The sequence below is a fragment of the Arthrobacter agilis genome, assembly GCF_030816075.1.
Classification (GTDB): domain Bacteria; phylum Actinomycetota; class Actinomycetes; order Actinomycetales; family Micrococcaceae; genus Arthrobacter_D; species Arthrobacter_D agilis_E.
In genome coordinates this window covers 2,443,342-2,462,665 of record NZ_JAUSXO010000001.1, presented here as the reverse complement: position 1 = coordinate 2,462,665, position 19,324 = coordinate 2,443,342, and the positions used below count along the sequence as shown (strand labels likewise).

The window sequence follows — 19,324 nt, the reverse complement described above, 5'->3', positions numbered from 1 at the left end:
TGAAATATTAAGGCCGCCTTCCTCCGGGCACCTCCCTGGACCGGTGCGGGCCTGGCCCTTCGCCGCACCCCACAAGACTTCAAGAATTTAGAGAACAAAGAGAGAACAGGGACCATATGTCCAGCGAATCCTCCTTCGGCCTCATGCAGATCGGCCTCGCCACCGCGGATGAAATCCGTGGCTGGTCGTACGGTGAGGTCAAGAAGCCGGAAACCATCAACTACCGCACGCTCAAGCCCGAGAAGGACGGCCTCTTCTGCGAGAAGATCTTCGGCCCGTCCCGGGACTGGGAGTGCTACTGCGGCAAGTACAAGCGCGTGCGCTTCAAGGGCATCATCTGTGAGCGCTGCGGCGTCGAGGTGACGCGTGCCAAGGTGCGCCGTGAGCGCATGGGCCACATCGAGCTCGCTGCTCCCGTCACGCACATCTGGTACTTCAAGGGCGTCCCCTCGCGCCTCGGCTACCTCCTCGATCTCGCTCCCAAGGACCTCGAGAAGGTCATCTACTTCGCCGCCTACATGATCACGTCGGTCGACGAGGAGAACCGCCACGCCGAACTGCCGAACCTCCAGGCCGAGCACGACCTCGAGAAGAAGCAGATGACGGACCAGCGCGACTCCGACATCGCCGCGATCGCCAAGGACCTCGAGGACGAGCTCGCCCGCCTCGAAGGCGAAGGTGCGAAGGCCGCCGACAAGAAGAAGGCCCGCGACTCGGCCGACCGCCAGATGGCGAACGTCCGCAAGCGCGCCGACGCCGACATCGAGCGCCTCGTCCAGGTGTGGGAGCGCTTCAAGAGCCTCAAGGTCGCCGACCTCGAGGGTGACGAAGGCCTGTACCGCGAACTGCGCGACCGCTACGGACTGTACTTCGAGGGCTCCATGGGTGCCGAGGCGATCAAGAAGCGCCTCGAGAACTTCGACATGCCCGCCGAGGCCGAGCTGCTGCGCGACATCATCCAGAACGGCAAGGGCCAGCGGAAGACGCGCGCCCTGAAGCGCCTCAAGGTGGTCAACGCGTTCCTGACGACGACGAACAGCCCCCTGGGCATGGTCCTCGACGCCGTGCCGGTGATCCCGCCGGAACTGCGCCCGATGGTCCAGCTCGACGGTGGCCGTTTCGCGACGTCCGACCTGAACGACCTGTACCGCCGCGTCATCAACAGGAACAACCGCCTCAAGCGCCTGCTCGATCTCGGTGCGCCCGAGATCATCGTGAACAACGAGAAGCGCATGCTGCAGGAAGCGGTCGACTCCCTGTTCGACAACGGCCGTCGTGGCCGTCCCGTCACCGGACCGGGCAACCGTCCCCTGAAGTCCCTCTCGGACATGCTGAAGGGCAAGCAGGGTCGTTTCCGCCAGAACCTCCTCGGCAAGCGCGTCGACTACTCGGGCCGTTCGGTCATCGTCGTCGGCCCGCAGCTGAAGCTGCACCAGTGTGGTCTGCCCAAGCAGATGGCCCTGGAGCTCTTCAAGCCGTTCGTGATGAAGCGCCTGGTGGACCTCAACCACGCGCAGAACATCAAGAGCGCCAAGCGCATGGTCGAGCGGTACCGCCCCCAGGTCTGGGACGTCCTCGAAGAGATCATCACCGAGCACCCCGTGCTGCTGAACCGTGCACCCACCCTGCACCGCCTCGGCATCCAGGCGTTCGAGCCGCAGCTCGTCGAAGGCAAGGCACTCCAGCTCCACCCGCTGGTCTGCGGTGCGTTCAACGCGGACTTCGACGGCGACCAGATGGCGGTGCACCTGCCGCTGAGCCCCGAGGCCCAGGCCGAGGCGCGCATCCTGATGCTCTCCTCGAACAACATCTTGAAGCCGTCCGACGGCCGTCCGGTCACCCTGCCCTCGCAGGACATGATCATCGGTCTGCACCACCTCACCACCAAGCGTGAGGGGAGTGCCGGCGAGGGTCGCGTCTTCACCAGCCCGTCGGAGGCCATCATGGCCCACGACGCCGGTGAGCTGCACCTGAACTCGGTCGTCCGGATCCGCGTCCCCCGCTTCGTGCCCAGCGCCGATATCGCTGCGCCCGAGGGCTGGGAGCCCGGTACCCCCGCGCTGATCGAGACCTCCCTCGGGCAGGTCCTGTTCAACGACACCCTCCCCGAGGACTACCCCTGGGTGGAGAAGGTCGCCGACAAGGGCCAGCTCTCGACGATCGTCAACGACCTCGCCGAGCGCTACCCGAAGGTGGTCACGGCGGCGACGCTGGACAACCTGAAGGACGCCGGTTTCTACTGGGCGACCCGCTCGGGCGTCACCGTCGCGATCTCGGACATCTCCGCGCCGATCAACAAGGCCGGCATCATGGAGGGCTACGAGACGCAGGCCGCCAAGGTCCAGTCGCAGTTCGACAAGGGCCTCATCGCCGACGAGGAGCGCCGCCAGGAGCTCATCGACATCTGGAACAAGGCGACCAACGAGGTTGCCGCCTCGATGCGCGACGCGATGCCGAAGGACAACACCATCAACCGCATGGTGTCCTCCGGTGCCCGTGGTAACTGGCTGCAGGTCCGCCAGATCGCCGGTATCCGTGGCCTCGTGGCCAACCCGAAGGGCGAGATCATCCCGCGTCCGATCAAGTCCTCGTACCGCGAGGGCCTGTCGGTCCTGGAGTACTTCATCGCCACGCACGGTGCCCGTAAGGGCCTCGCCGACACCGCCCTGCGTACGGCCAACTCGGGTTACCTGACCCGTCGCCTGGTCGACGTCTCCCAGGACGTCATCGTCCGCGAGGACGACTGCGGGACGGAGCGTGGCCTGAAGGTCACCATCGCCGTGCCGAACGCCGACGGTGAGCTGGTGCTGCACGAGGAGGTCGAGAACTCGGCCTACGCCCGTACGCTGGCCACCGACGTCGTCGACTCGAAGGGTGCGGTGCTCGCTGCCGCGGGCTCCGACGTCGGAGACGTGCTCATCGGTGAACTGTTCGAGGCGGGTATCTCGGACATCAAGGTCCGCTCCGTGCTGACCTGTGAGTCCAGCGTCGGTACGTGTGCGCTCTGCTACGGCCGGTCCCTCGCGACCGGCAAGACCGTGGACATCGGAGAGGCCGTCGGCATCATCGCCGCACAGTCGATCGGTGAGCCCGGCACGCAGCTGACCATGCGTACCTTCCACACCGGCGGTGTGGCCTCCGCGGAGGACATCACCCAGGGTCTGCCCCGTATCCAGGAGCTTTTCGAGGCGCGTACCCCCAAGGGTGTCGCCCCGATCTCCGAGGTCGCAGGGCGCGTCACCATCGAGGATGCCGAGAAGCAGCTCCGCCTGGTGGTCACCCCCGACGACGGTTCCGAGGAGATCGCGTACCCGGTCCTGCGCCGTGCGCGCCTCCTGGTCGCCGACGGGGACCACGTCGAGGTCGGGCAGCAGCTCGTCTTCGGTGCGGTGGACCCGAAGCAGATCCTGCGTATCCTCGGCCCCCGCAAGGCCCAGGAGTTCCTGGTCGACGAGGTGCAGCGCGTGTACCGCAGCCAGGGTGTGGGTATCCACGACAAGCACGTGGAGGTCATCGTCCGCCAGATGCTGCGTCGCGTCACCGTGATCGAGTCCGGCGAGTCGGACCTGCTCCCCGGTGAGCTGGCCGAGCGTCGCCGCTTCGAGGACGAGAACCGCCGCGTGGTGTCCGAGGGCAAGAAGCCGGCCTCCGGCCGGCCCGAGCTCATGGGTATCACCAAGGCGTCGCTCGCGACCGAGTCGTGGCTGTCGGCCGCTTCCTTCCAGGAGACCACGCGTGTCCTCACGCAGGCCGCCATGGAAGGCAAGAGCGATCCGCTGCTCGGCCTCAAGGAGAACGTGATCATCGGTAAGCTCATCCCGGCCGGTACCGGCCTGGACCGCTACACGAAGGTCACGGTCGAGCCCACCGAGGAAGCCAAGGCGAACCTCTTCACCGGTCCGAGCGCGTTCAGCGACTTCGACTACGCCGGTGTCGAGGGTGGCATGAGCCCCGAGTTCCACGCCATCCCGCTGGACGACTACGACATGGGCAACAGCGACTTCCGCTAGGAAGACCGCGACGGTGGTACCGGCTCCGGCCGGCACCACCCTGCCTGGGAAGGCCCCGGACCGACCTCGGTCCGGGGCCTTCCCCGTTCCCGCCGGAGGGCCCTACCACACGGGGACGGTGCTCCCCGCACGGGCCGGCACCCGATCTCTGGTAGACTGGGGACCAATTGTTTGTGTGGCAGTGGATCGGCGTTGCGAAACGTATCTCCGTGTTGTACGTAGGTTGTACAACGAATGCCACATTTTCGCACGCCTACAGTCGTTCTGCGGCAGGTTGTCCGTCGGCGGTGCGCCAAACGACTGATCATCCCGATCTCTGGATGGTGCGGCCCTGCGAAGCCGCCCTGACCGCGGAGTAGGGCGACAGGAAACTCATCTTCAGACATTACGGAGAACACGAAAGTGCCTACGATTAACCAGCTGGTCCGCAAGGGCCGGTCACCTAAGGTCTCCAAGACCAAGGCGCCCGCACTCAAGGGCAGCCCCATGAAGCGCGGCGTCTGCACCCGCGTGTACACCACCACCCCGAAGAAGCCGAACTCGGCTCTCCGCAAGGTCGCCCGTGTGCGCCTCAACGGTGGCATCGAAGTGACCGCCTACATCCCGGGTGTCGGCCACAACCTTCAGGAACACTCCATCGTGCTGGTGCGCGGCGGCCGTGTGAAGGACCTCCCCGGTGTCCGCTACAAGATCGTCCGTGGCGCGCTGGATACCCAGGGCGTGAAGAACCGCAAGCAGGCTCGTAGCCGCTACGGCGCGAAGATGGAGAAGAAGTAATATGCCTCGTAAGGGCCCGGCCCCCAAGCGGCCGCTCGTTGTCGATCCCGTCTACGGTTCGCCCCTGGTCACGCAGCTGATCAACAAGGTGCTCGTCGACGGCAAGAAGTCCACCGCGGAGCGCATCGTCTACGGTGCCCTCGAAGGTGCACGCGCCAAGTCCGGCGGCGACCCCGTCGCAGCCCTCAAGAAGGCCATGGACAACGTGAAGCCGACCCTCGAGGTCCGCTCACGCCGTGTCGGTGGCGCGACCTACCAGGTCCCCGTCGAGGTCAAGCCCGGTCGTTCGACCGCCCTGGCCCTCCGCTGGCTCGTCGGCTACTCGAAGGCTCGCCGCGAGAAGACGATGACCGAGCGCCTGCAGAACGAGATCCTCGACGCCTCCAACGGCCTCGGTGCCGCAGTCAAGCGCCGCGAGGACACCCACAAGATGGCCGAGTCCAACAAGGCCTTCGCACACTACCGCTGGTAGCCCAGGCTCCCGGCCGGGCCGCCACCCACAAGGGGCGGTCCGGCCGCTAGGCCAGCAGAACTCCATTCTCGTCAAAAGGGAGACACCGTGGCACAGGACGTGCTTACCGACCTCAACAAGGTCCGCAACATCGGCATCATGGCCCACATCGATGCCGGCAAGACCACTACTACCGAGCGCATCCTGTTCTACACGGGTGTAAACCACAAGATCGGCGAGACGCACGACGGTGCCTCCACCACCGACTGGATGGAACAGGAGAAGGAGCGCGGCATCACCATCACGTCTGCCGCCGTGACCTGCTTCTGGGAGAACAACCAGATCAACATCATCGACACCCCCGGGCACGTCGACTTCACCGTCGAGGTGGAGCGCTCCCTGCGCGTCCTCGACGGCGCCGTCGCCGTGTTCGACGGCAAGGAGGGCGTCGAGCCCCAGTCGGAGACTGTCTGGCGTCAGGCCGACAAGTACGAGGTCCCCCGCATCTGCTTCGTCAACAAGATGGACAAGCTGGGCGCCGACTTCTACTTCACCGTCGACACCATCATCAGCCGCCTGGGTGCCAAGCCCCTCGTGCTGCAGCTCCCCATCGGTGCCGAGAACGACTTCATCGGCGTCGTCGACTTGCTCTACATGCGTGCCCTCGTGTGGCCCGGCGATGCCAAGGGCGACGTGACCATGGGCGCGAAGTACGAGATCCAGGAGATCCCCGCCGATCTCCAGGCGAAGGCCGAGGAGTACCGCGCGACGCTCGTCGAGACCGTCGCCGAATCGTCCGACGAGCTCATGAACAAGTACCTCGAGGGCGAAGAGATCACCATCGAGGAGCTGAAGGCCGGCATCCGCAAGATGACGATCAACTCCGAGCTCTACCCGATCCTCTGCGGCTCCGCGTTCAAGAACCGCGGCGTGCAGCCGATGCTCGACGCCGTCATCGACTACCTGCCCTCGCCCCTGGACGTCCCCCCGATGATCGGTCACGATCCCCGGAACGAAGAGGTCGAGCTGACGCGCAAGCCCAGCACGGAAGAGCCGTTCTCGGCCCTCGCGTTCAAGGTCGCCACGCACCCCTTCTTCGGGCAGCTGACCTTCATCCGCGTCTACTCCGGCCAGATCTCGGCCGGTACGCAGGTGACGAACTCCACGAAGACCAAGAAGGAGCGCATCGGGAAGCTGTTCCAGATGCACGCCAACAAGGAGATCCCCGTCGAGGAAGCCCTCGCCGGTCACATCTACGCGGCGATCGGCCTGAAGGACACCACCACCGGTGACACCCTGTCCGATTCGGCGAACCAGATCGTCCTCGAGTCCATGAGCTTCCCGGAGCCCGTGATCTCGGTGGCCATCGAGCCGAAGACCAAGGGCGACCAGGAGAAGCTGTCCACAGCCATCCAGAAGCTGTCGGCCGAGGATCCCACCTTCCAGGTGTCCCTCAACGAGGACACCGGACAGACGATCATCGCCGGCATGGGCGAGCTCCACCTGGACATCCTCGTGGACCGCATGCGCCGCGAGTTCAAGGTCGAGGCGAACGTGGGCAAGCCCCAGGTCGCCTACCGCGAGACGATCAAGCGCGCGGTCGCCAAGCACGACTACACGCACAAGAAGCAGACCGGTGGCTCGGGCCAGTTCGCGAAGATCCAGATCGCGATCGAACCCCTGGACACGTCCGAGGGCGAGCTCTACTCGTTCGACAACAAGGTCACCGGTGGCCGCGTGCCTCGCGAGTACATCCCGAGCGTCGACGCGGGCATCCAGGATGCACTCAACGACGGTGTCCTCGCGGGCTACCCCGTGGTCGGCATCAAGGCGACCCTGCTCGACGGTGCCTACCACGACGTCGACTCCTCGGAGATGGCGTTCAAGATCGCCGGCCGCATGGCGTTCAAGGAGGCCGCGCGCATGGCACAGCCCGTGCTGCTCGAGCCCCTCATGGACGTCGAGGTCCGCACCCCTGAGGAATACATGGGTGAAGTCATCGGTGACCTGAACTCCCGCCGTGGCCAGATGCAGTCCATGGAGGACGCGAGCGGTGTGAAGGTCATCCGCGCCCACGTGCCCCTGTCGGGCATGTTCGGCTACATCGGCGACCTGCGGTCCAAGACCCAGGGCCGTGCCGTGTACTCCATGCAGTTCGACAGCTACTCGGAGGTCCCGAAGGCAGTGGCCGACGAGATCATCCAGAAGACGCGCGGCGAGTAGCCCCTCCCGGTAACGGGATCCCGGGGGACGGGCCGGCCTGTCCAAGGGCAGGCCGGCCCGTCCTCCAGCCGCCGGACCACCGGTCCGGCGGTGAACGGCAATTTCATCAAAACCAAAAGCCCCCAGTAGACTTGCATGAGTTTCAGCTGCGAAAAGCGCGGCTGGGAAGCAGATCTTCTCAAACGTTCTAGGAGGAACCCGTGGCGAAGGCAAAGTTCGAGCGGACTAAGCCGCACGTTAACATCGGCACCATCGGTCACGTTGACCATGGAAAGACGACGTTGACGGCTGCCATTTCGAAGGTGCTGTACGACAAGTACCCCACTCTCAACGAGCAGCGTGACTTCGCGTCGATCGACTCGGCTCCCGAGGAGAAGCAGCGCGGCATCACCATCAACATCTCGCACGTCGAGTACCAGACCGAGAAGCGCCACTACGCACACGTAGACGCCCCCGGTCACGCCGACTACATCAAGAACATGATCACCGGTGCTGCCCAGATGGACGGCGCGATCCTCGTTGTCGCCGCCACCGACGGCCCGATGGCCCAGACCCGCGAGCACGTCCTGCTCGCCCGCCAGGTCGGCGTCCCCTACCTGCTGGTCGCGCTCAACAAGTCCGACATGGTCGACGACGAGGAACTCCTCGATCTCGTCGAGATGGAGGTGCGTGAGCTCCTCAGCTCGCAGGGCTTCGACGGCGACGACGCTCCTGTCGTCCGCGTGTCGGGCCTCAAGGCGCTCGAAGGCGACGCCGAGTGGGTCAAGTCCGTCGAGGACCTGATGGAAGCCGTTGACAACAACGTTCCTGACCCCATCCGCGACAAGGACAAGCCGTTCCTCATGCCTGTCGAGGACGTCTTCACGATCACCGGTCGTGGAACCGTCGTCACGGGCCGCGCCGAGCGTGGAACCCTCGCCATCAACTCCGAGGTCGAGATCGTCGGTATCCGTCCGGTCCAGAAGACCACGGTCACCGGTATCGAGATGTTCCACAAGCAGCTCGACGAGGCCTGGGCCGGCGAGAACTGTGGTCTGCTGCTCCGCGGCATCAAGCGCGAAGACGTAGAGCGTGGCCAGGTCATCGTGAAGCCGGGTTCCATCACCCCTCACACCGACTTCGAGGCCAACGTCTACATCCTGGCGAAGGACGAGGGCGGGCGTCACAACCCGTTCTACTCCAACTACCGCCCGCAGTTCTACTTCCGTACCACGGACGTGACCGGCGTCATCACCCTCCCCGAGGGCACCGAGATGGTCATGCCCGGCGACAACACCGAGATGTCCGTCGAGCTCATCCAGCCCATCGCGATGGAAGAGGGCCTCGGCTTCGCCATCCGCGAAGGCGGCCGCACCGTCGGTTCGGGACGCGTCACCAAGATCCTGAAGTAATTCGGTATCACCCAGCCGGCGGGCTCTGACCCGTTGGCGAGAAGAAGACCCCCGTCGGATGTCCGGCGGGGGTCTTCTCGTGATCGGGGCGGGGGAGCGGAGGGAAGGTAGCGCGGATCACCCATACCGCCATTCCTCCCGGTTCGCAATCATCGCGGTAATCTGCCACACTGGATAAGTTGTTCAAGCGCCTGCGCGCGCGGTTCGAGACTTCTTCCCGGTCAGGATAATGCCTGATGCAGGGAGCGGGTCCGCCGAGGCGCGGGGCCCAAATGAAATCCACCCCGTCCGGCCGAGCCGGAAGCAGCGGAGCGTGTGTGTCCACGATGTGCGACACGCCCGAGCGCGGGGGTCGGAGCCCTGGCAGGGTGAGGAACCCGGATCCTTCCGGATTCAGCCTGTTCAGGAAGCGCCGTACAACGGGCGCACGAAATGTACGAATGTACCGGAACTGCTTCGGCAGTGAGAGAGAGAGTCGAGACGCCATGGCGGGACAGAAAATCCGCATCCGGCTGAAGTCATATGACCACGAGGTCATCGATGTTTCAGCACGGAAGATCGTTGAGACGGTGACGCGCGCAGGCGCAACGGTAGTGGGCCCCGTGCCCCTGCCCACGGAGAAGAACGTATTCGTTGTCATCCGGTCCCCGCACAAGTACAAGGACAGCCGTGAGCACTTCGAGATGCGTACTCACAAGCGTCTGATCGACATCATTGACCCCACGCCCAAGGCCGTCGATTCGCTGATGCGTCTCGATCTGCCCGCGGACGTGAACATCGAAATCAAGCTGTAAGGGAGAGCGGATACTCATGTCTACTTCACTTACGCGTCAGGTCAAGGGCCTGCTGGGCACCAAGCTCGGCATGACCCAGGTCTGGGACGAGAACAACATCCTCATCCCTGTCACCGTCATCCAGGCGGACTCCAACGTCATCACGCAGCTCCTGAGCGCGGACAAGGACGGCTACACCGCCGTCCAGATCGGCTTCGGCCAGATCGACCCGCGCAAGGTCACCAAGCCGCTCGCAGGCCACTTCGAGAAGGCAGGCGTCACGCCCCGCCGCCACGTCGTCGAGCTGCGCACGTCCGACGCCGACTCCTACTCGCTCGGTCAGGAACTCTCCGTCGAGATGTTCGAGGCCGGCCAGACGGTCGACGTCATCGGCACCACCAAGGGCAAGGGCTTTGCCGGCGTCATGAAGCGCCACGGTTTCCACGGCGTCGGTGCCTCGCACGGTGCCCACAAGAACCACCGCAAGCCCGGTTCCATCGGTGGAGCATCCACCCCCAGCCGCGTCTTCCGTGGAATGAAAATGGCAGGCCGCATGGGTGCCGTTCGTCAGACCACGCTGAACCTCCGGGTTCACGCTGTCGACGCCGAGAAGTCGCTGCTGCTGATCAAGGGTGCCGTCCCCGGCGCCCGCGGCCAGGTCGTCCTCGTACGCACCGCCGTGAAGGGAGCATAGCCACATGGCTGCCAACACTGTCCAGGTCGATCTCCCCGCGGAGATCTTCGACGCACAGACCAACGTGCCGCTGCTGCACCAGGTCGTCGTCGCCCAGCTCGCTGCCGCCCGCCAGGGTACGCACAAGACCAAGACCCGCGCCGAGGTCAGTGGCGCCGGCCGCAAGCCGTTCAAGCAGAAGGGAACCGGTCGCGCCCGCCAGGGTTCGATCCGCGCCCCCCACATGACCGGCGGCGGCATCGTCCACGGGCCCACGCCCCGCGACTACAGCCAGCGCACCCCCAAGAAGATGATTGCTGCCGCCCTGCGCGGAGCCCTCTCGGACCGGGCACGCAACGGCCGTATCCACGTCCTCGAGTCCCTGGTGACCGGCGGCAAGCCGTCCACCAAGGGTGCCATCGAGACCCTGCGCGCGATCTCCGAGCGGCCCCGCCTGCTCGTGGTCATCGAGCGCGCCAACGACGTCGCCGCACTCTCCGTGCGCAACGTCCCCGAGGTACACGTCCTCTACGTAGACCAGCTCAACACGTACGACGTGCTGGTCTCCGATGACGTCATCTTCACCAAGGCCGCCTACGACCAGTTCGTCGGCGCGTCTGCTGTCATCTCCGAGGAGGATGCCAAGTGAGCGGCACCATCGCAAAGGATCCGCGCGACGTCGTCATTGCACCCGTCGTCTCGGAGAAGAGCTACGGCCTGATCGACGAAGGCAAGTACACCTTCCTGGTCGACCCCCGCTCGAACAAGGAAGAAATCAAACTGGCGGTCGAGAAGATCTTCTCCGTGAAGGTCGACTCCATCAACACCATCAATCGGGTTGGCAAGCGCAAGCGCACCAAGTTCGGCTGGGGCCAGCGCAAGGGCACCAAGCGTGCCATCGTGTCCCTCAAAGAGGGCACGATCGACATCTTCGGCGGTCCGCTCTCCTAGAGCGGAGACCACTTTAACGAGGAATTGAGTTATGGGAATCCGTAAATACAAGCCGACAACCCCGGGCCGTCGTGGCTCGAGCGTTGCCGACTTCGCTGAAATCACACGGTCGACGCCGGAAAAGTCGTTGGTCCGTCCCCTTCCCAAGAAGGGTGGACGTAACAACACCGGTAAGATCACGACCCGCCACAAGGGCGGTGGACACAAGCGTCAGTACCGCCTGATCGACTTCCGCCGCCACGACAAGGACGGCGTCGACGCCCGCGTCGCGGAGATCGAGTACGATCCGAACCGCACCGCGCGCATCGCCCTCCTGCACTACGTCGACGGCACCAAGCGCTACATCATCGCGCCGAACAAGCTCAAGCAGGGCGACTTCGTCGAGGCCGGCGCCGGGGCTGACATCAAGCCCGGCAACAACCTGCCGCTGCGGAACATCCCCGTGGGTACTGTCATCCACGCCGTCGAGCTCCGCCCAGGCGGCGGCGCGAAGATGGCACGCTCCGCCGGTGCGTCCGTGCAGCTCGTCGCCAAGGAAGGCCGCTTCGCCCAGCTGCGACTGCCCTCCGGCGAGATCCGCAACGTCGACGTCCGCTGCCGCGCGACGATCGGCGAGGTCGGCAACGCCGAGCAGTCGAACATCAACTGGGGCAAGGCCGGCCGTAACCGCTGGAAGGGCATCCGCCCGACCGTCCGCGGTGTCGCCATGAACCCGGTCGACCACCCGCACGGTGGTGGCGAGGGCAAGACCTCCGGTGGACGCCACCCGGTCAACCCGAACGGTAAGGCCGAAGGCCGTACGCGTCGCCCCAACAAAGAGAGCGACTCACTCATCGTGCGTCGCCGTCGTTCCGGCAAGAACAAGCGATAGGAGCCTGGAGACATGCCACGCAGCCTGAAGAAAGGCCCCTTCGTCGATCAGCACCTTTACGTAAAGGTCGCTCGCGAGAACGAATCGGGCACGAAGAACGTCATCAAGACGTGGTCCCGCCGCTCCATGATCGTCCCCGACATGCTCGGGCACACGATCGCGGTGCACGACGGACGCAAGCACATCCCGGTGTTTGTCACCGAGTCGATGGTCGGGCACAAGCTCGGCGAATTCGCTCCCACGCGGACTTTCCGCGGCCATGTTAAGGACGACCGCAAGGGCAAGCGCCGCTAGGCGCTGCTCTTACGGCTAAGACGAGAGAAGGAAAGCAATGGAAGCCAAGGCTATTGCGCGTCATATCCGCGTAACGCCTATGAAGGCCCGGCGCGTCGTCAACCTTGTTCGTGGTAAGCAGGCGAATGAGGCTCTGGCTATTCTGAAGTTTGCCCCACAGGTTGCTTCGGAGCCGGTATTCAAGGTGGTCCAGTCGGCAGTCGCCAACGCCCGCGTTCTCGCGGACCGTGACGGCGTCGCCTTCGACGAGGACAACCTCATCATCAGCGAAGCATTCGTCGATGAAGGCCCCACGATGAAGCGGTTCCGTCCGCGTGCCCAGGGCCGCGCGTACCGCATCAACAAGCGGACCAGCCACATCACGGTTGTCGTCGCTACCCCTCAGAAAGTGGAGGTCCGCTAAGTGGGACAGAAAGTAAACCCGCACGGGTTCCGACTCGGCATCACCACTGACCACCGGTCACACTGGTTCGCCGACAGCAACAAGCCGGGCCAGCGCTACCGTGACTTCGTCCGCGAAGACATCAAGATCCGCCAGCTCATGTCGACCGGCATGGACCGCGCCGGCATCGCGAAGGTCGAGATCGAGCGCACCCGCGACCGTGTCCGCGTGGACATCCACACGGCACGTCCCGGTATCGTCATCGGCCGCCGTGGAGCAGAAGCGGACCGCATCCGCGGCGAGCTCGAGAAGCTCACCGGCAAGCAGGTCCAGCTGAACATCCTCGAGGTCAAGAACCCCGAGATCGAAGCCCAGCTCGTCGCCCAGGGCATCGCCGAGCAGCTCTCCTCACGCGTGGCCTTCCGCCGCGCGATGAAGAAGGCCATGCAGTCCGCACAGCGTGCCGGCGCCAAGGGCATCCGTGTCCAGTGCTCCGGTCGCCTGGGTGGCGCCGAGATGAGCCGTTCGGAGTTCTACCGCGAGGGACGCGTGCCCCTGCACACGCTCCGCGCCAACATCGACTACGGCTTCTTCGAAGCGAAGACCACCTTCGGCCGCATCGGCGTGAAGGTCTGGATCTACAAGGGTGACGTCACGGCGAAGGAACTCGCAGCCCAGGCTGCAGCAGCTCCTTCCCGCGGCCGCGGTGGAGACCGTCCGGGCCGTGGCCCCGCCGGCGCCGATCGTGGAGGCGACCGTCGTCGTCGCGCACCTGAGCGCTCCGAGGGCCAGGGTGCGTCAGCACCCGCCGAGACCGCCGCAGCTCCGGCTGCGACTGAAGGAGGACAGGCTTAAATGCTTATCCCGCGTCGCGTCAAATTCCGCAAGCAGCACCACCCGGGTCGTTCCGGCGCTGCAACCGGCGGTACCGAGGTCAGCTTCGGCGAGTGGGGTATCCAGGCTCTGAGCCCGGCATACGTCACCAACCGCCAGATCGAGTCCGCTCGTATCGCCATGACCCGCCACATCAAGCGTGGCGGCAAGGTCTGGATCAACATCTATCCGGACCGCCCGTTGACCAAGAAGCCTGCCGAGACCCGCATGGGTTCCGGTAAGGGTTCGCCCGAGTGGTGGGTGGCCAACGTCAAGCCCGGACGTGTTCTCTTCGAACTGTCCGGCGTTTCCGAAGAGGTAGCCCGCGAAGCCCTGCGCCTCGCGATCCACAAGCTGCCGTTGAAGGCACGCATCGTGCGTCGTGAGGGTGGTGAATAGTTATGGCTCTGGGTTCAAAGGAACTGGCAACAGACCAGCTGGACGGCTTCGATAAGGACCGCCTGGTGGAAGAACTGCGCAAGGCCAAGGAGGAGCTGTTCAACCTCCGTTTCCAGTCGGCCACCGGCCAGCTCGAAAGCCACGGTCGCCTTCGTTCGGTGAAGCGCGACATCGCCCGCATCTACACGGTGCTGCGCGAGCGTGAACTGGGTATCCGCCCCGAGGTCGTCGCTCCCGTCGAGGAAGCGAAGCCCGCGAAGGAGGAGAAGCCCAAGAAAGCCAAGAAGGCCTCCAAGGACGCACCGTCCGTGGACACCGAGGCTTCTGAGGAGGACGCCAAATGAGTGAGCAGCAGAGCGAGACGACCGTAGGAACCGAGAAGGCCGTCCACGACGCCGACTCGCGCGGCTACCGCAAGGTACGCCGTGGCTACGTCGTGTCGGACAAGATGGAGAAGACCATCGTCGTCGAGGTCGAGGACCGCGTGAAGCACGGCCTGTACGGCAAGGTGCTTCGCCGCAGCTCCAAGGTCAAGGCGCACGACGAGCAGAACACCGCCGGCATCGGCGACATGGTCCTGATCAGCGAGACCCGCCCCCTGTCCGCCACCAAGCGGTGGCGCCTGGTCGAGGTCATCGAGAAGGCCAAGTAACACCTGAGCAGTAACGGGGCCGGTTCCGCCGGCCCCACCGGAGATGCCCCGGACACGATTTCGTGTCCGGGGCATTTTCGCGATACCATGAGAATCTTGTCTGTCTGGTGGGCTGGCGCATGCCCTCTCGAGGTCACCCTCGCCGGGTCTCCTTCCCAGGGTTCCTTCACACCGGGCAAATAGGCAAAAGCCCGATAATCTTGTTCACCACGAATCCACTGTGCACGAGTTCCACGCACAGCCGCGCGCCCCGGCGCGCACGTGCTGAGTACCAGTATTACGGGGCCCACCCATATCCGTTCCGCAAGGCTCGATGAGAGAACCGGCGCGACGACAGGAGTTATCAGTGATTCAGCAGGAGTCGCGGCTAAAGGTCGCCGACAACACGGGGGCCAAGGAAATCTTGACCATCCGCGTTCTCGGAGGATCCGGGCGCCGCTACGCAGGCATCGGCGACGTCATCGTCGCCACCGTGAAGGACGCGATCCCGGGCGGCAACGTCAAGAAGGGCGACGTCGTCAAGGCGGTCATCGTCCGCACCAAGAAGGAACGCCGCCGCGCGGACGGTTCCTACATCAAGTTTGATGAGAACGCAGCAGTGATCCTGAAGAACGACGGCGACCCCCGCGGTACCCGTATCTTCGGCCCTGTCGGTCGCGAGCTCCGCGACAAGCGTTTCATGAAGATCATCTCGCTGGCGCCGGAGGTGCTGTAGTCCATGGCACAGAAGACAAAGCTCAAGATCAAGAAGGGTGACCTCGTCCAGGTCATCACCGGAGCCAAGCAGGAGCGCGGCGGAGACCGCGGCAAGCAGGGCAAGGTCCTGAAGGTCTACCCGGACACCAACCGTGTCCTCGTGGAAGGCATCAACCGGATCACCAAGCACACCAAGGTCGGGCAGTCGCAGCGCGGCACCAAGACCGGTGGCATCGAGGTGGTCGAGGCCCCCGTGCACATCAGCAACGTCGCGGTCGTCGATCCCGAGACCAAGAAGCCGACCCGCGTCGGATACCGCACCGAGACCGTCGAGCGCGACGGTCGCGAGCGGGTCGTCCGCATCCGCGTGGCCAAGTCATCAGGGAAGGATCTGTAATGACTGTCGAAACCGCAGAAACCCGGGTTCTTCCCCGTCTCAAGGCGCGCTACGCGTCCGAGATCAAGGCCGCCCTGCAGGAAGAGTTCAACTACGCCAACGTCAACCAGGTCCCGCGCCTGGTGAAGGTCGTCGTGAACATGGGTGTCGGTGACGCCGCCAAGGACTCCAAGCTGATCGACGGGGCCGTCAAGGACCTCACCGCGATCACGGGCCAGAAGCCGCAGGTCACCAAGGCCCGCAAGTCCATCGCGCAGTTCAAGCTCCGCGAAGGAATGCCCATCGGCGCACACGCGACCCTGCGTGGCGACCGCATGTGGGAATTCACGGACCGCCTGATCTCCCTCGCACTGCCCCGTATCCGCGACTTCCGCGGCCTGAACGGCAAGCAGTTCGACGGCAACGGCAACTACACCTTCGGCCTCACGGAGCAGTCCATGTTCCACGAGATCGACCAGGACCGTATCGACCGGGTGCGTGGCATGGACATCACCGTCGTCACCACCGCCAAGACCGACGCCGAGGGCCGCGCGCTCCTCAAGGCGCTCGGCTTCCCGTTCAAATCCGAAGATTAATCTAACTACGTTGCAGGTCCGCTCCAGCAGGCACCCCGTGTGCCGGCCGGACTCCGGAAACCGTTTCGAGGAAGGGCAAGAGCCCACATGACAATGACAGATCCTGTCGCAGACATGCTCACGCGTCTGCGCAACGCAAACTCGGCTTACCACGACTCCGTGTCCATGCCGTACAGCAAGCTGAAGGCCCGCGTCGCGGACATCCTGAAGGCCGAGGGCTACATCGCCGGCTGGAAGGAAGAGGAAGCGGAGGTCGGCAAGAAGCTGACCATCGACCTTAAGTTCGGACCGGACCGCCAGCGTTCCATCGCCGGCATCCGCCGTATCTCCAAGCCGGGTCTGCGCGTGTACGCCAAGTCCACGAACCTGCCCCACGTGCTCGGCGGCCTCGGCATCGCCATCCTGTCCACGTCCTCCGGTCTGCTGACTGACCGCCAGGCATCCAAGAAGGGTGTAGGTGGGGAAGTCCTCGCCTACGTCTGGTAACGGGAAAGGGAAAGAAAAATGTCACGTATTGGACGTCTCCCCATCACCGTTCCCGCCGGTGTCGATATCGCTGTCAACGGCAACGAGGTCACGGTCAAGGGCTCGAAGGGCGAGCTGAGCCACACGGTTCCCAGCCCCATCGAGGTCTCCCTGAACGAGGGCATCCTCACCGTCACGCGCCCGAACGACGAGCGCGAGTCGCGGTCGCTCCACGGCCTCACCCGCACGCTGATCTCCAACATGATCGTCGGAGTCACCGAGGGCTACAAGAAGAACCTCGAGATCGTGGGCACGGGTTACCGTTGTGCAGGCCAAGGGCAGCGACCTGGAATTCGCTCTGGGTTACAGCCACCCGGTCGCCGTCAAGGCTCCCGAGGGCATCACCCTGACCGTCGACAGCCCCACCAAGCTCTCGGTCGCAGGCATCAACAAGCAGCAGGTCGGCGAGGTCGCTGCAACCATCCGCAAGCTGCGCAGGCCTGACCCGTACAAGGGCAAGGGCATCCGCTACGCAGGCGAGATCATCCGCCGCAAGGTCGGAAAGGCTGGTAAGTAACCATGGGTCTGAGCATCAACAAGAAGCGCAGCTCGAAGAGCAAGTCCGCCTCGCGTGGACGCCGCCACCTCCGGGTACGCAAGCGCGTCTCGGGTACGGCTGTCCGTCCCCGCCTGGTCGTCAACCGTTCGGCCCGCCACGTCTTCGTGCAGGTCGTCGACGACACCAAGGGCATGACTGTCGCATCAGCCTCCACCCTCGAAGCGGACCTCCGTGCATTCGACGGTGACAAGACCGCCAAGGCCAAGCGCGTTGGCGAACTCGTTGCAAAGCGTGCCATGGCTGCCGGCGTCGAGGCGGTCGTCTTCGACCGTGGCGGCAACAAGTACCACGGTCGCGTTGCAGCAATCGCAGACGGCGCACGTGAAGGTGGGCTGGCACTGTGACCGAGGAGAACAAGGCAAAGGGAGCCCCATTGAATACGGCTACAGAGCAGCCCGCGGCGGACGCTCCGGCTGCAGGCACCACCGAGACCGCGTCGGCTGATGCGAACCGCGGCCGTGGCAACACCCGTGGTGGCGAGCGCGGCGGCAACTCCCGCGGTGGCGAGCGTGGCGGCCGTGGCCGCGACGGGCGCGACGGCGGCCGCAACGACGACAAGGACAAGTTCATCGAACGCGTCGTCACCATCAACCGTGTCGCCAAGGTCGTCAAGGGCGGCCGGCGCTTCAGCTTCACCGCCCTCGTGGTGGTAGGCGACGGCAACGGCATGGTCGGCGTCGGCTACGGGAAGGCGAAGGAAGTTCCCCTCCGCCATCCAGAAGGCCGTCGAGGAAGCCAAGAAGACGATGTTCCGCGTTCCGCGCATCGGTGGCACCGTCCCGCACCTGGTGCAGGGCGAGGCAGCAGCCGGCGTCGTGCTTCTCCGTCCCGCCTCCCCGGGTACCGGCGTCATCGCCGGTGGTCCGGTGCGTGCGGTCCTCGAGTGCGTCGGTATCCACGACGTCCTCTCCAAGTCGCTCGGTTCCGCGAACGCCATCAACATCGTTCACGCGACCGTTGACGCGCTGAAGCGCCTCGAAGAGCCCCAGGCAGTCGCGGCCCGCCGCGGCCTGCCGCTCGACGAGGTCGCATCCCACCAGATGCTGCGCGCGATCGCAGCTCAGAAGGCAGGTGCGTGATGACCGCGATCACCCCGAAGAACGTGCTCGTGAGCACGGCGAAGCTGGAGATCACCCAGATCAAGTCCGCCATTGGCGGCAAGCAGAACCAGCGCGACACGCTGCGGTCGCTCGGTCTGAAGCGGATCGGCCACACCGTGGTCCGTGAAGCTGACGCCGTCACCGTCGGCATGATCAACACGGTTCCGCACCTCTTGAAGGTTGAGGAGGCCAACTAATGGCAGAGAACAACACCGCGGCTCCGGCCGCAACCGAGGCCAAGGCCGAGCGCGTCCACGCACTCAAGGTCCACCACCTCCGCCCCGCACCGGGTGCCAAGACGGCGAAGACCCGTGTCGGCCGTGGTGAGGGTTCGAAGGGTAAGACCGCAGGCCGTGGCACCAAGGGAACCGCAGCCCGCTACCAGGTGAAGGCAGGATTTGCCGGCGGCCAGCTGCCGCTGCACATGCGACTTCCCAAGCTGCGCGGCTTCAAGAACCCGTTCCGCGTCGAGTTCCAGGTCGTGAACCTGGACAAGCTGTCCGAGCTCTACCCGGCCGGCGGCGACGTCACGGTCGAGAGCCTGGTGGCCAACGGTGCCGTCCGCAAGAACCAGCCCGTGAAGGTGCTGGGGACCGGCGAGATCACCGTGGCCGTCAACGTCTCGGCTGACGCCTTCTCCGCATCCGCTGCAGAGAAGATCACCGCAGCCGGCGGGACCGTCACCGAGCTGTAGGTCGTCCGGCGTCCCTCTCCCGGTGCGTCCGGGGGAGGGATGCTGTGATCCATGGCAC

General features: G+C 64.9%; 23 protein-coding genes and 2 pseudogenes. All 25 read left to right on the top strand.

What is annotated here, in order from left to right; all coding sequences use genetic code 11:
* Positions 1 to 116: 116 nt before the first annotated feature.
* The 25 genes and pseudogenes from QFZ50_RS11430 to rplO all read left to right on the top strand — a co-directional run bounded on the left by QFZ50_RS11430 (position 117) and on the right by rplO (position 19,266).
* Complete coding sequence (locus QFZ50_RS11430; protein WP_307084259.1) at positions 117 to 4,010, top strand: DNA-directed RNA polymerase subunit beta'; 3,894 nt, start codon at positions 117 to 119, stop codon at positions 4,008 to 4,010.
* Positions 4,011 to 4,412: 402 nt separating this feature from the next.
* Positions 4,413 to 4,787, top strand: coding sequence for a 30S ribosomal protein S12 (gene rpsL / locus QFZ50_RS11425; protein ID WP_026545668.1), 375 nt, complete (start codon positions 4,413 to 4,415; stop codon positions 4,785 to 4,787).
* Between the two features lies 1 nt (position 4,788).
* Entirely contained in the window at positions 4,789 to 5,259 is a 471-nt protein-coding gene (rpsG, locus tag QFZ50_RS11420; protein WP_043440595.1) for a 30S ribosomal protein S7, read from the top strand.
* Between the two features lie 87 nt (positions 5,260 to 5,346).
* The gene (gene fusA, locus QFZ50_RS11415; protein WP_307084256.1) at positions 5,347 to 7,461 is read left to right on the top strand and encodes an elongation factor G; all 2,115 of its coding nucleotides are present in this window, start codon (positions 5,347 to 5,349) and stop codon (positions 7,459 to 7,461) included.
* A 200-nt stretch (positions 7,462 to 7,661) separates the two neighbouring features.
* Positions 7,662 to 8,852 (top strand): elongation factor Tu, encoded by a 1,191-nt coding sequence (gene tuf, locus QFZ50_RS11410; RefSeq protein ID WP_105032927.1) that lies wholly within the window; start codon positions 7,662 to 7,664, stop codon positions 8,850 to 8,852.
* A 485-nt stretch (positions 8,853 to 9,337) separates the two neighbouring features.
* The gene (gene rpsJ / locus QFZ50_RS11405; RefSeq protein WP_026531952.1) at positions 9,338 to 9,646 is read left to right on the top strand and encodes a 30S ribosomal protein S10; all 309 of its coding nucleotides are present in this window, start codon (positions 9,338 to 9,340) and stop codon (positions 9,644 to 9,646) included.
* A 16-nt stretch (positions 9,647 to 9,662) separates the two neighbouring features.
* Positions 9,663 to 10,319 carry a 50S ribosomal protein L3 gene (gene rplC, locus QFZ50_RS11400; protein WP_104050961.1) on the top strand — a complete coding sequence of 219 codons (657 nt, stop codon included), beginning with the start codon at positions 9,663 to 9,665 and terminating at the stop codon, positions 10,317 to 10,319.
* A gap of 4 nt (positions 10,320 to 10,323) precedes the next feature.
* Positions 10,324 to 10,947: a 50S ribosomal protein L4 gene (rplD, locus tag QFZ50_RS11395; protein ID WP_307084253.1), complete on the top strand. Its 624-nt coding sequence runs from the start codon at positions 10,324 to 10,326 to the stop codon at positions 10,945 to 10,947.
* Positions 10,944 to 11,249: a 50S ribosomal protein L23 gene (gene rplW, locus QFZ50_RS11390; protein WP_104179310.1), complete on the top strand. Its 306-nt coding sequence runs from the start codon at positions 10,944 to 10,946 to the stop codon at positions 11,247 to 11,249. Before rplD ends, rplW begins: the two co-directional genes overlap by 4 nt.
* 31 nt (positions 11,250 to 11,280) lie before the next feature.
* Positions 11,281 to 12,120, top strand: coding sequence for a 50S ribosomal protein L2 (rplB, locus tag QFZ50_RS11385; RefSeq protein WP_104050959.1), 840 nt, complete (start codon positions 11,281 to 11,283; stop codon positions 12,118 to 12,120).
* A 12-nt stretch (positions 12,121 to 12,132) separates the two neighbouring features.
* The gene (gene rpsS, locus QFZ50_RS11380; protein ID WP_026549122.1) at positions 12,133 to 12,414 is read left to right on the top strand and encodes a 30S ribosomal protein S19; all 282 of its coding nucleotides are present in this window, start codon (positions 12,133 to 12,135) and stop codon (positions 12,412 to 12,414) included.
* A 37-nt stretch (positions 12,415 to 12,451) separates the two neighbouring features.
* Positions 12,452 to 12,817: a 50S ribosomal protein L22 gene (gene rplV / locus QFZ50_RS11375; RefSeq protein ID WP_307084246.1), complete on the top strand. Its 366-nt coding sequence runs from the start codon at positions 12,452 to 12,454 to the stop codon at positions 12,815 to 12,817.
* Positions 12,818 to 13,651, top strand: a complete 834-nt coding sequence (gene rpsC, locus QFZ50_RS11370; protein WP_043440623.1) for a 30S ribosomal protein S3 — start codon at positions 12,818 to 12,820, stop codon at positions 13,649 to 13,651.
* Positions 13,652 to 14,068 (top strand): 50S ribosomal protein L16, encoded by a 417-nt coding sequence (gene rplP / locus QFZ50_RS11365; RefSeq protein ID WP_049829176.1) that lies wholly within the window; start codon positions 13,652 to 13,654, stop codon positions 14,066 to 14,068.
* Between the two features lie 2 nt (positions 14,069 to 14,070).
* Positions 14,071 to 14,412, top strand: coding sequence for a 50S ribosomal protein L29 (gene rpmC / locus QFZ50_RS11360; RefSeq protein ID WP_104050955.1), 342 nt, complete (start codon positions 14,071 to 14,073; stop codon positions 14,410 to 14,412).
* Positions 14,409 to 14,720, top strand: a complete 312-nt coding sequence (gene rpsQ / locus QFZ50_RS11355; protein ID WP_307084242.1) for a 30S ribosomal protein S17 — start codon at positions 14,409 to 14,411, stop codon at positions 14,718 to 14,720. Before rpmC ends, rpsQ begins: the two co-directional genes overlap by 4 nt.
* Before the next feature lie 346 nt (positions 14,721 to 15,066).
* Positions 15,067 to 15,435 (top strand): 50S ribosomal protein L14, encoded by a 369-nt coding sequence (rplN, locus tag QFZ50_RS11350; protein WP_049829173.1) that lies wholly within the window; start codon positions 15,067 to 15,069, stop codon positions 15,433 to 15,435.
* Positions 15,436 to 15,438: 3 nt separating this feature from the next.
* Entirely contained in the window at positions 15,439 to 15,813 is a 375-nt protein-coding gene (gene rplX, locus QFZ50_RS11345) for a 50S ribosomal protein L24 (RefSeq protein WP_307084240.1), read from the top strand.
* Complete coding sequence (rplE, locus tag QFZ50_RS11340; protein WP_307084238.1) at positions 15,813 to 16,388, top strand: 50S ribosomal protein L5; 576 nt, start codon at positions 15,813 to 15,815, stop codon at positions 16,386 to 16,388. The genes rplX and rplE overlap by 1 nt, the downstream gene beginning before the upstream one ends.
* Before the next feature lie 87 nt (positions 16,389 to 16,475).
* Complete coding sequence (rpsH, locus tag QFZ50_RS11335) at positions 16,476 to 16,874, top strand: 30S ribosomal protein S8 (RefSeq protein ID WP_043440638.1); 399 nt, start codon at positions 16,476 to 16,478, stop codon at positions 16,872 to 16,874.
* Between the two features lie 18 nt (positions 16,875 to 16,892).
* Positions 16,893 to 17,430: pseudogene (gene rplF / locus QFZ50_RS11330) on the top strand (50S ribosomal protein L6).
* Positions 17,431 to 17,432: 2 nt separating this feature from the next.
* Complete coding sequence (gene rplR, locus QFZ50_RS11325; protein ID WP_307084236.1) at positions 17,433 to 17,816, top strand: 50S ribosomal protein L18; 384 nt, start codon at positions 17,433 to 17,435, stop codon at positions 17,814 to 17,816.
* Positions 17,813 to 18,551, top strand: a pseudogene (rpsE, locus tag QFZ50_RS11320) (30S ribosomal protein S5). The gene rplR and the pseudogene rpsE overlap by 4 nt, the downstream one beginning before the upstream one ends.
* A complete protein-coding gene (gene rpmD / locus QFZ50_RS11315; protein ID WP_307084234.1) occupies positions 18,551 to 18,769 on the top strand; it encodes a 50S ribosomal protein L30 in 219 nt (72 codons plus the stop codon). The pseudogene rpsE and the gene rpmD overlap by 1 nt, the downstream one beginning before the upstream one ends.
* Entirely contained in the window at positions 18,769 to 19,266 is a 498-nt protein-coding gene (rplO, locus tag QFZ50_RS11310) for a 50S ribosomal protein L15 (RefSeq protein ID WP_307084233.1), read from the top strand. The genes rpmD and rplO overlap by 1 nt, the downstream gene beginning before the upstream one ends.
* Positions 19,267 to 19,324: the final 58 nt, after the last annotated feature.

What these genes read in the sequence shown, in the direction of transcription:
- rpsH (WP_043440638.1), top strand. Translation starts at nt 16,476, where the DNA reads ATGACAATGACAGATCCTGTCGCAGACATGCTCACGCGTCTGCGCAAC.
- rpsG (WP_043440595.1), top strand. Translation starts at nt 4,789, where the DNA reads ATGCCTCGTAAGGGCCCGGCCCCCAAGCGGCCGCTCGTTGTCGATCCC.
- rplB (WP_104050959.1), top strand. Translation starts at nt 11,281, where the DNA reads ATGGGAATCCGTAAATACAAGCCGACAACCCCGGGCCGTCGTGGCTCG.
- rplP (WP_049829176.1), top strand. Translation starts at nt 13,652, where the DNA reads ATGCTTATCCCGCGTCGCGTCAAATTCCGCAAGCAGCACCACCCGGGT.
- rplX (WP_307084240.1), top strand. Translation starts at nt 15,439, where the DNA reads ATGGCACAGAAGACAAAGCTCAAGATCAAGAAGGGTGACCTCGTCCAG.
- rplE (WP_307084238.1), top strand. Translation starts at nt 15,813, where the DNA reads ATGACTGTCGAAACCGCAGAAACCCGGGTTCTTCCCCGTCTCAAGGCG.
- rplO (WP_307084233.1), top strand. Translation starts at nt 18,769, where the DNA reads ATGGCAGAGAACAACACCGCGGCTCCGGCCGCAACCGAGGCCAAGGCC.
- rpmD (WP_307084234.1), top strand. Translation starts at nt 18,551, where the DNA reads ATGACCGCGATCACCCCGAAGAACGTGCTCGTGAGCACGGCGAAGCTG.
- rpsQ (WP_307084242.1), top strand. Translation starts at nt 14,409, where the DNA reads ATGAGTGAGCAGCAGAGCGAGACGACCGTAGGAACCGAGAAGGCCGTC.
- rplD (WP_307084253.1), top strand. Translation starts at nt 10,324, where the DNA reads ATGGCTGCCAACACTGTCCAGGTCGATCTCCCCGCGGAGATCTTCGAC.
- rplR (WP_307084236.1), top strand. Translation starts at nt 17,433, where the DNA reads ATGGGTCTGAGCATCAACAAGAAGCGCAGCTCGAAGAGCAAGTCCGCC.
- rplC (WP_104050961.1), top strand. Translation starts at nt 9,663, where the DNA reads ATGTCTACTTCACTTACGCGTCAGGTCAAGGGCCTGCTGGGCACCAAG.
- rplV (WP_307084246.1), top strand. Translation starts at nt 12,452, where the DNA reads ATGGAAGCCAAGGCTATTGCGCGTCATATCCGCGTAACGCCTATGAAG.
- rpsS (WP_026549122.1), top strand. Translation starts at nt 12,133, where the DNA reads ATGCCACGCAGCCTGAAGAAAGGCCCCTTCGTCGATCAGCACCTTTAC.
- rpmC (WP_104050955.1), top strand. Translation starts at nt 14,071, where the DNA reads ATGGCTCTGGGTTCAAAGGAACTGGCAACAGACCAGCTGGACGGCTTC.
- rpsJ (WP_026531952.1), top strand. Translation starts at nt 9,338, where the DNA reads ATGGCGGGACAGAAAATCCGCATCCGGCTGAAGTCATATGACCACGAG.
- QFZ50_RS11430 (WP_307084259.1), top strand. Translation starts at nt 117, where the DNA reads ATGTCCAGCGAATCCTCCTTCGGCCTCATGCAGATCGGCCTCGCCACC.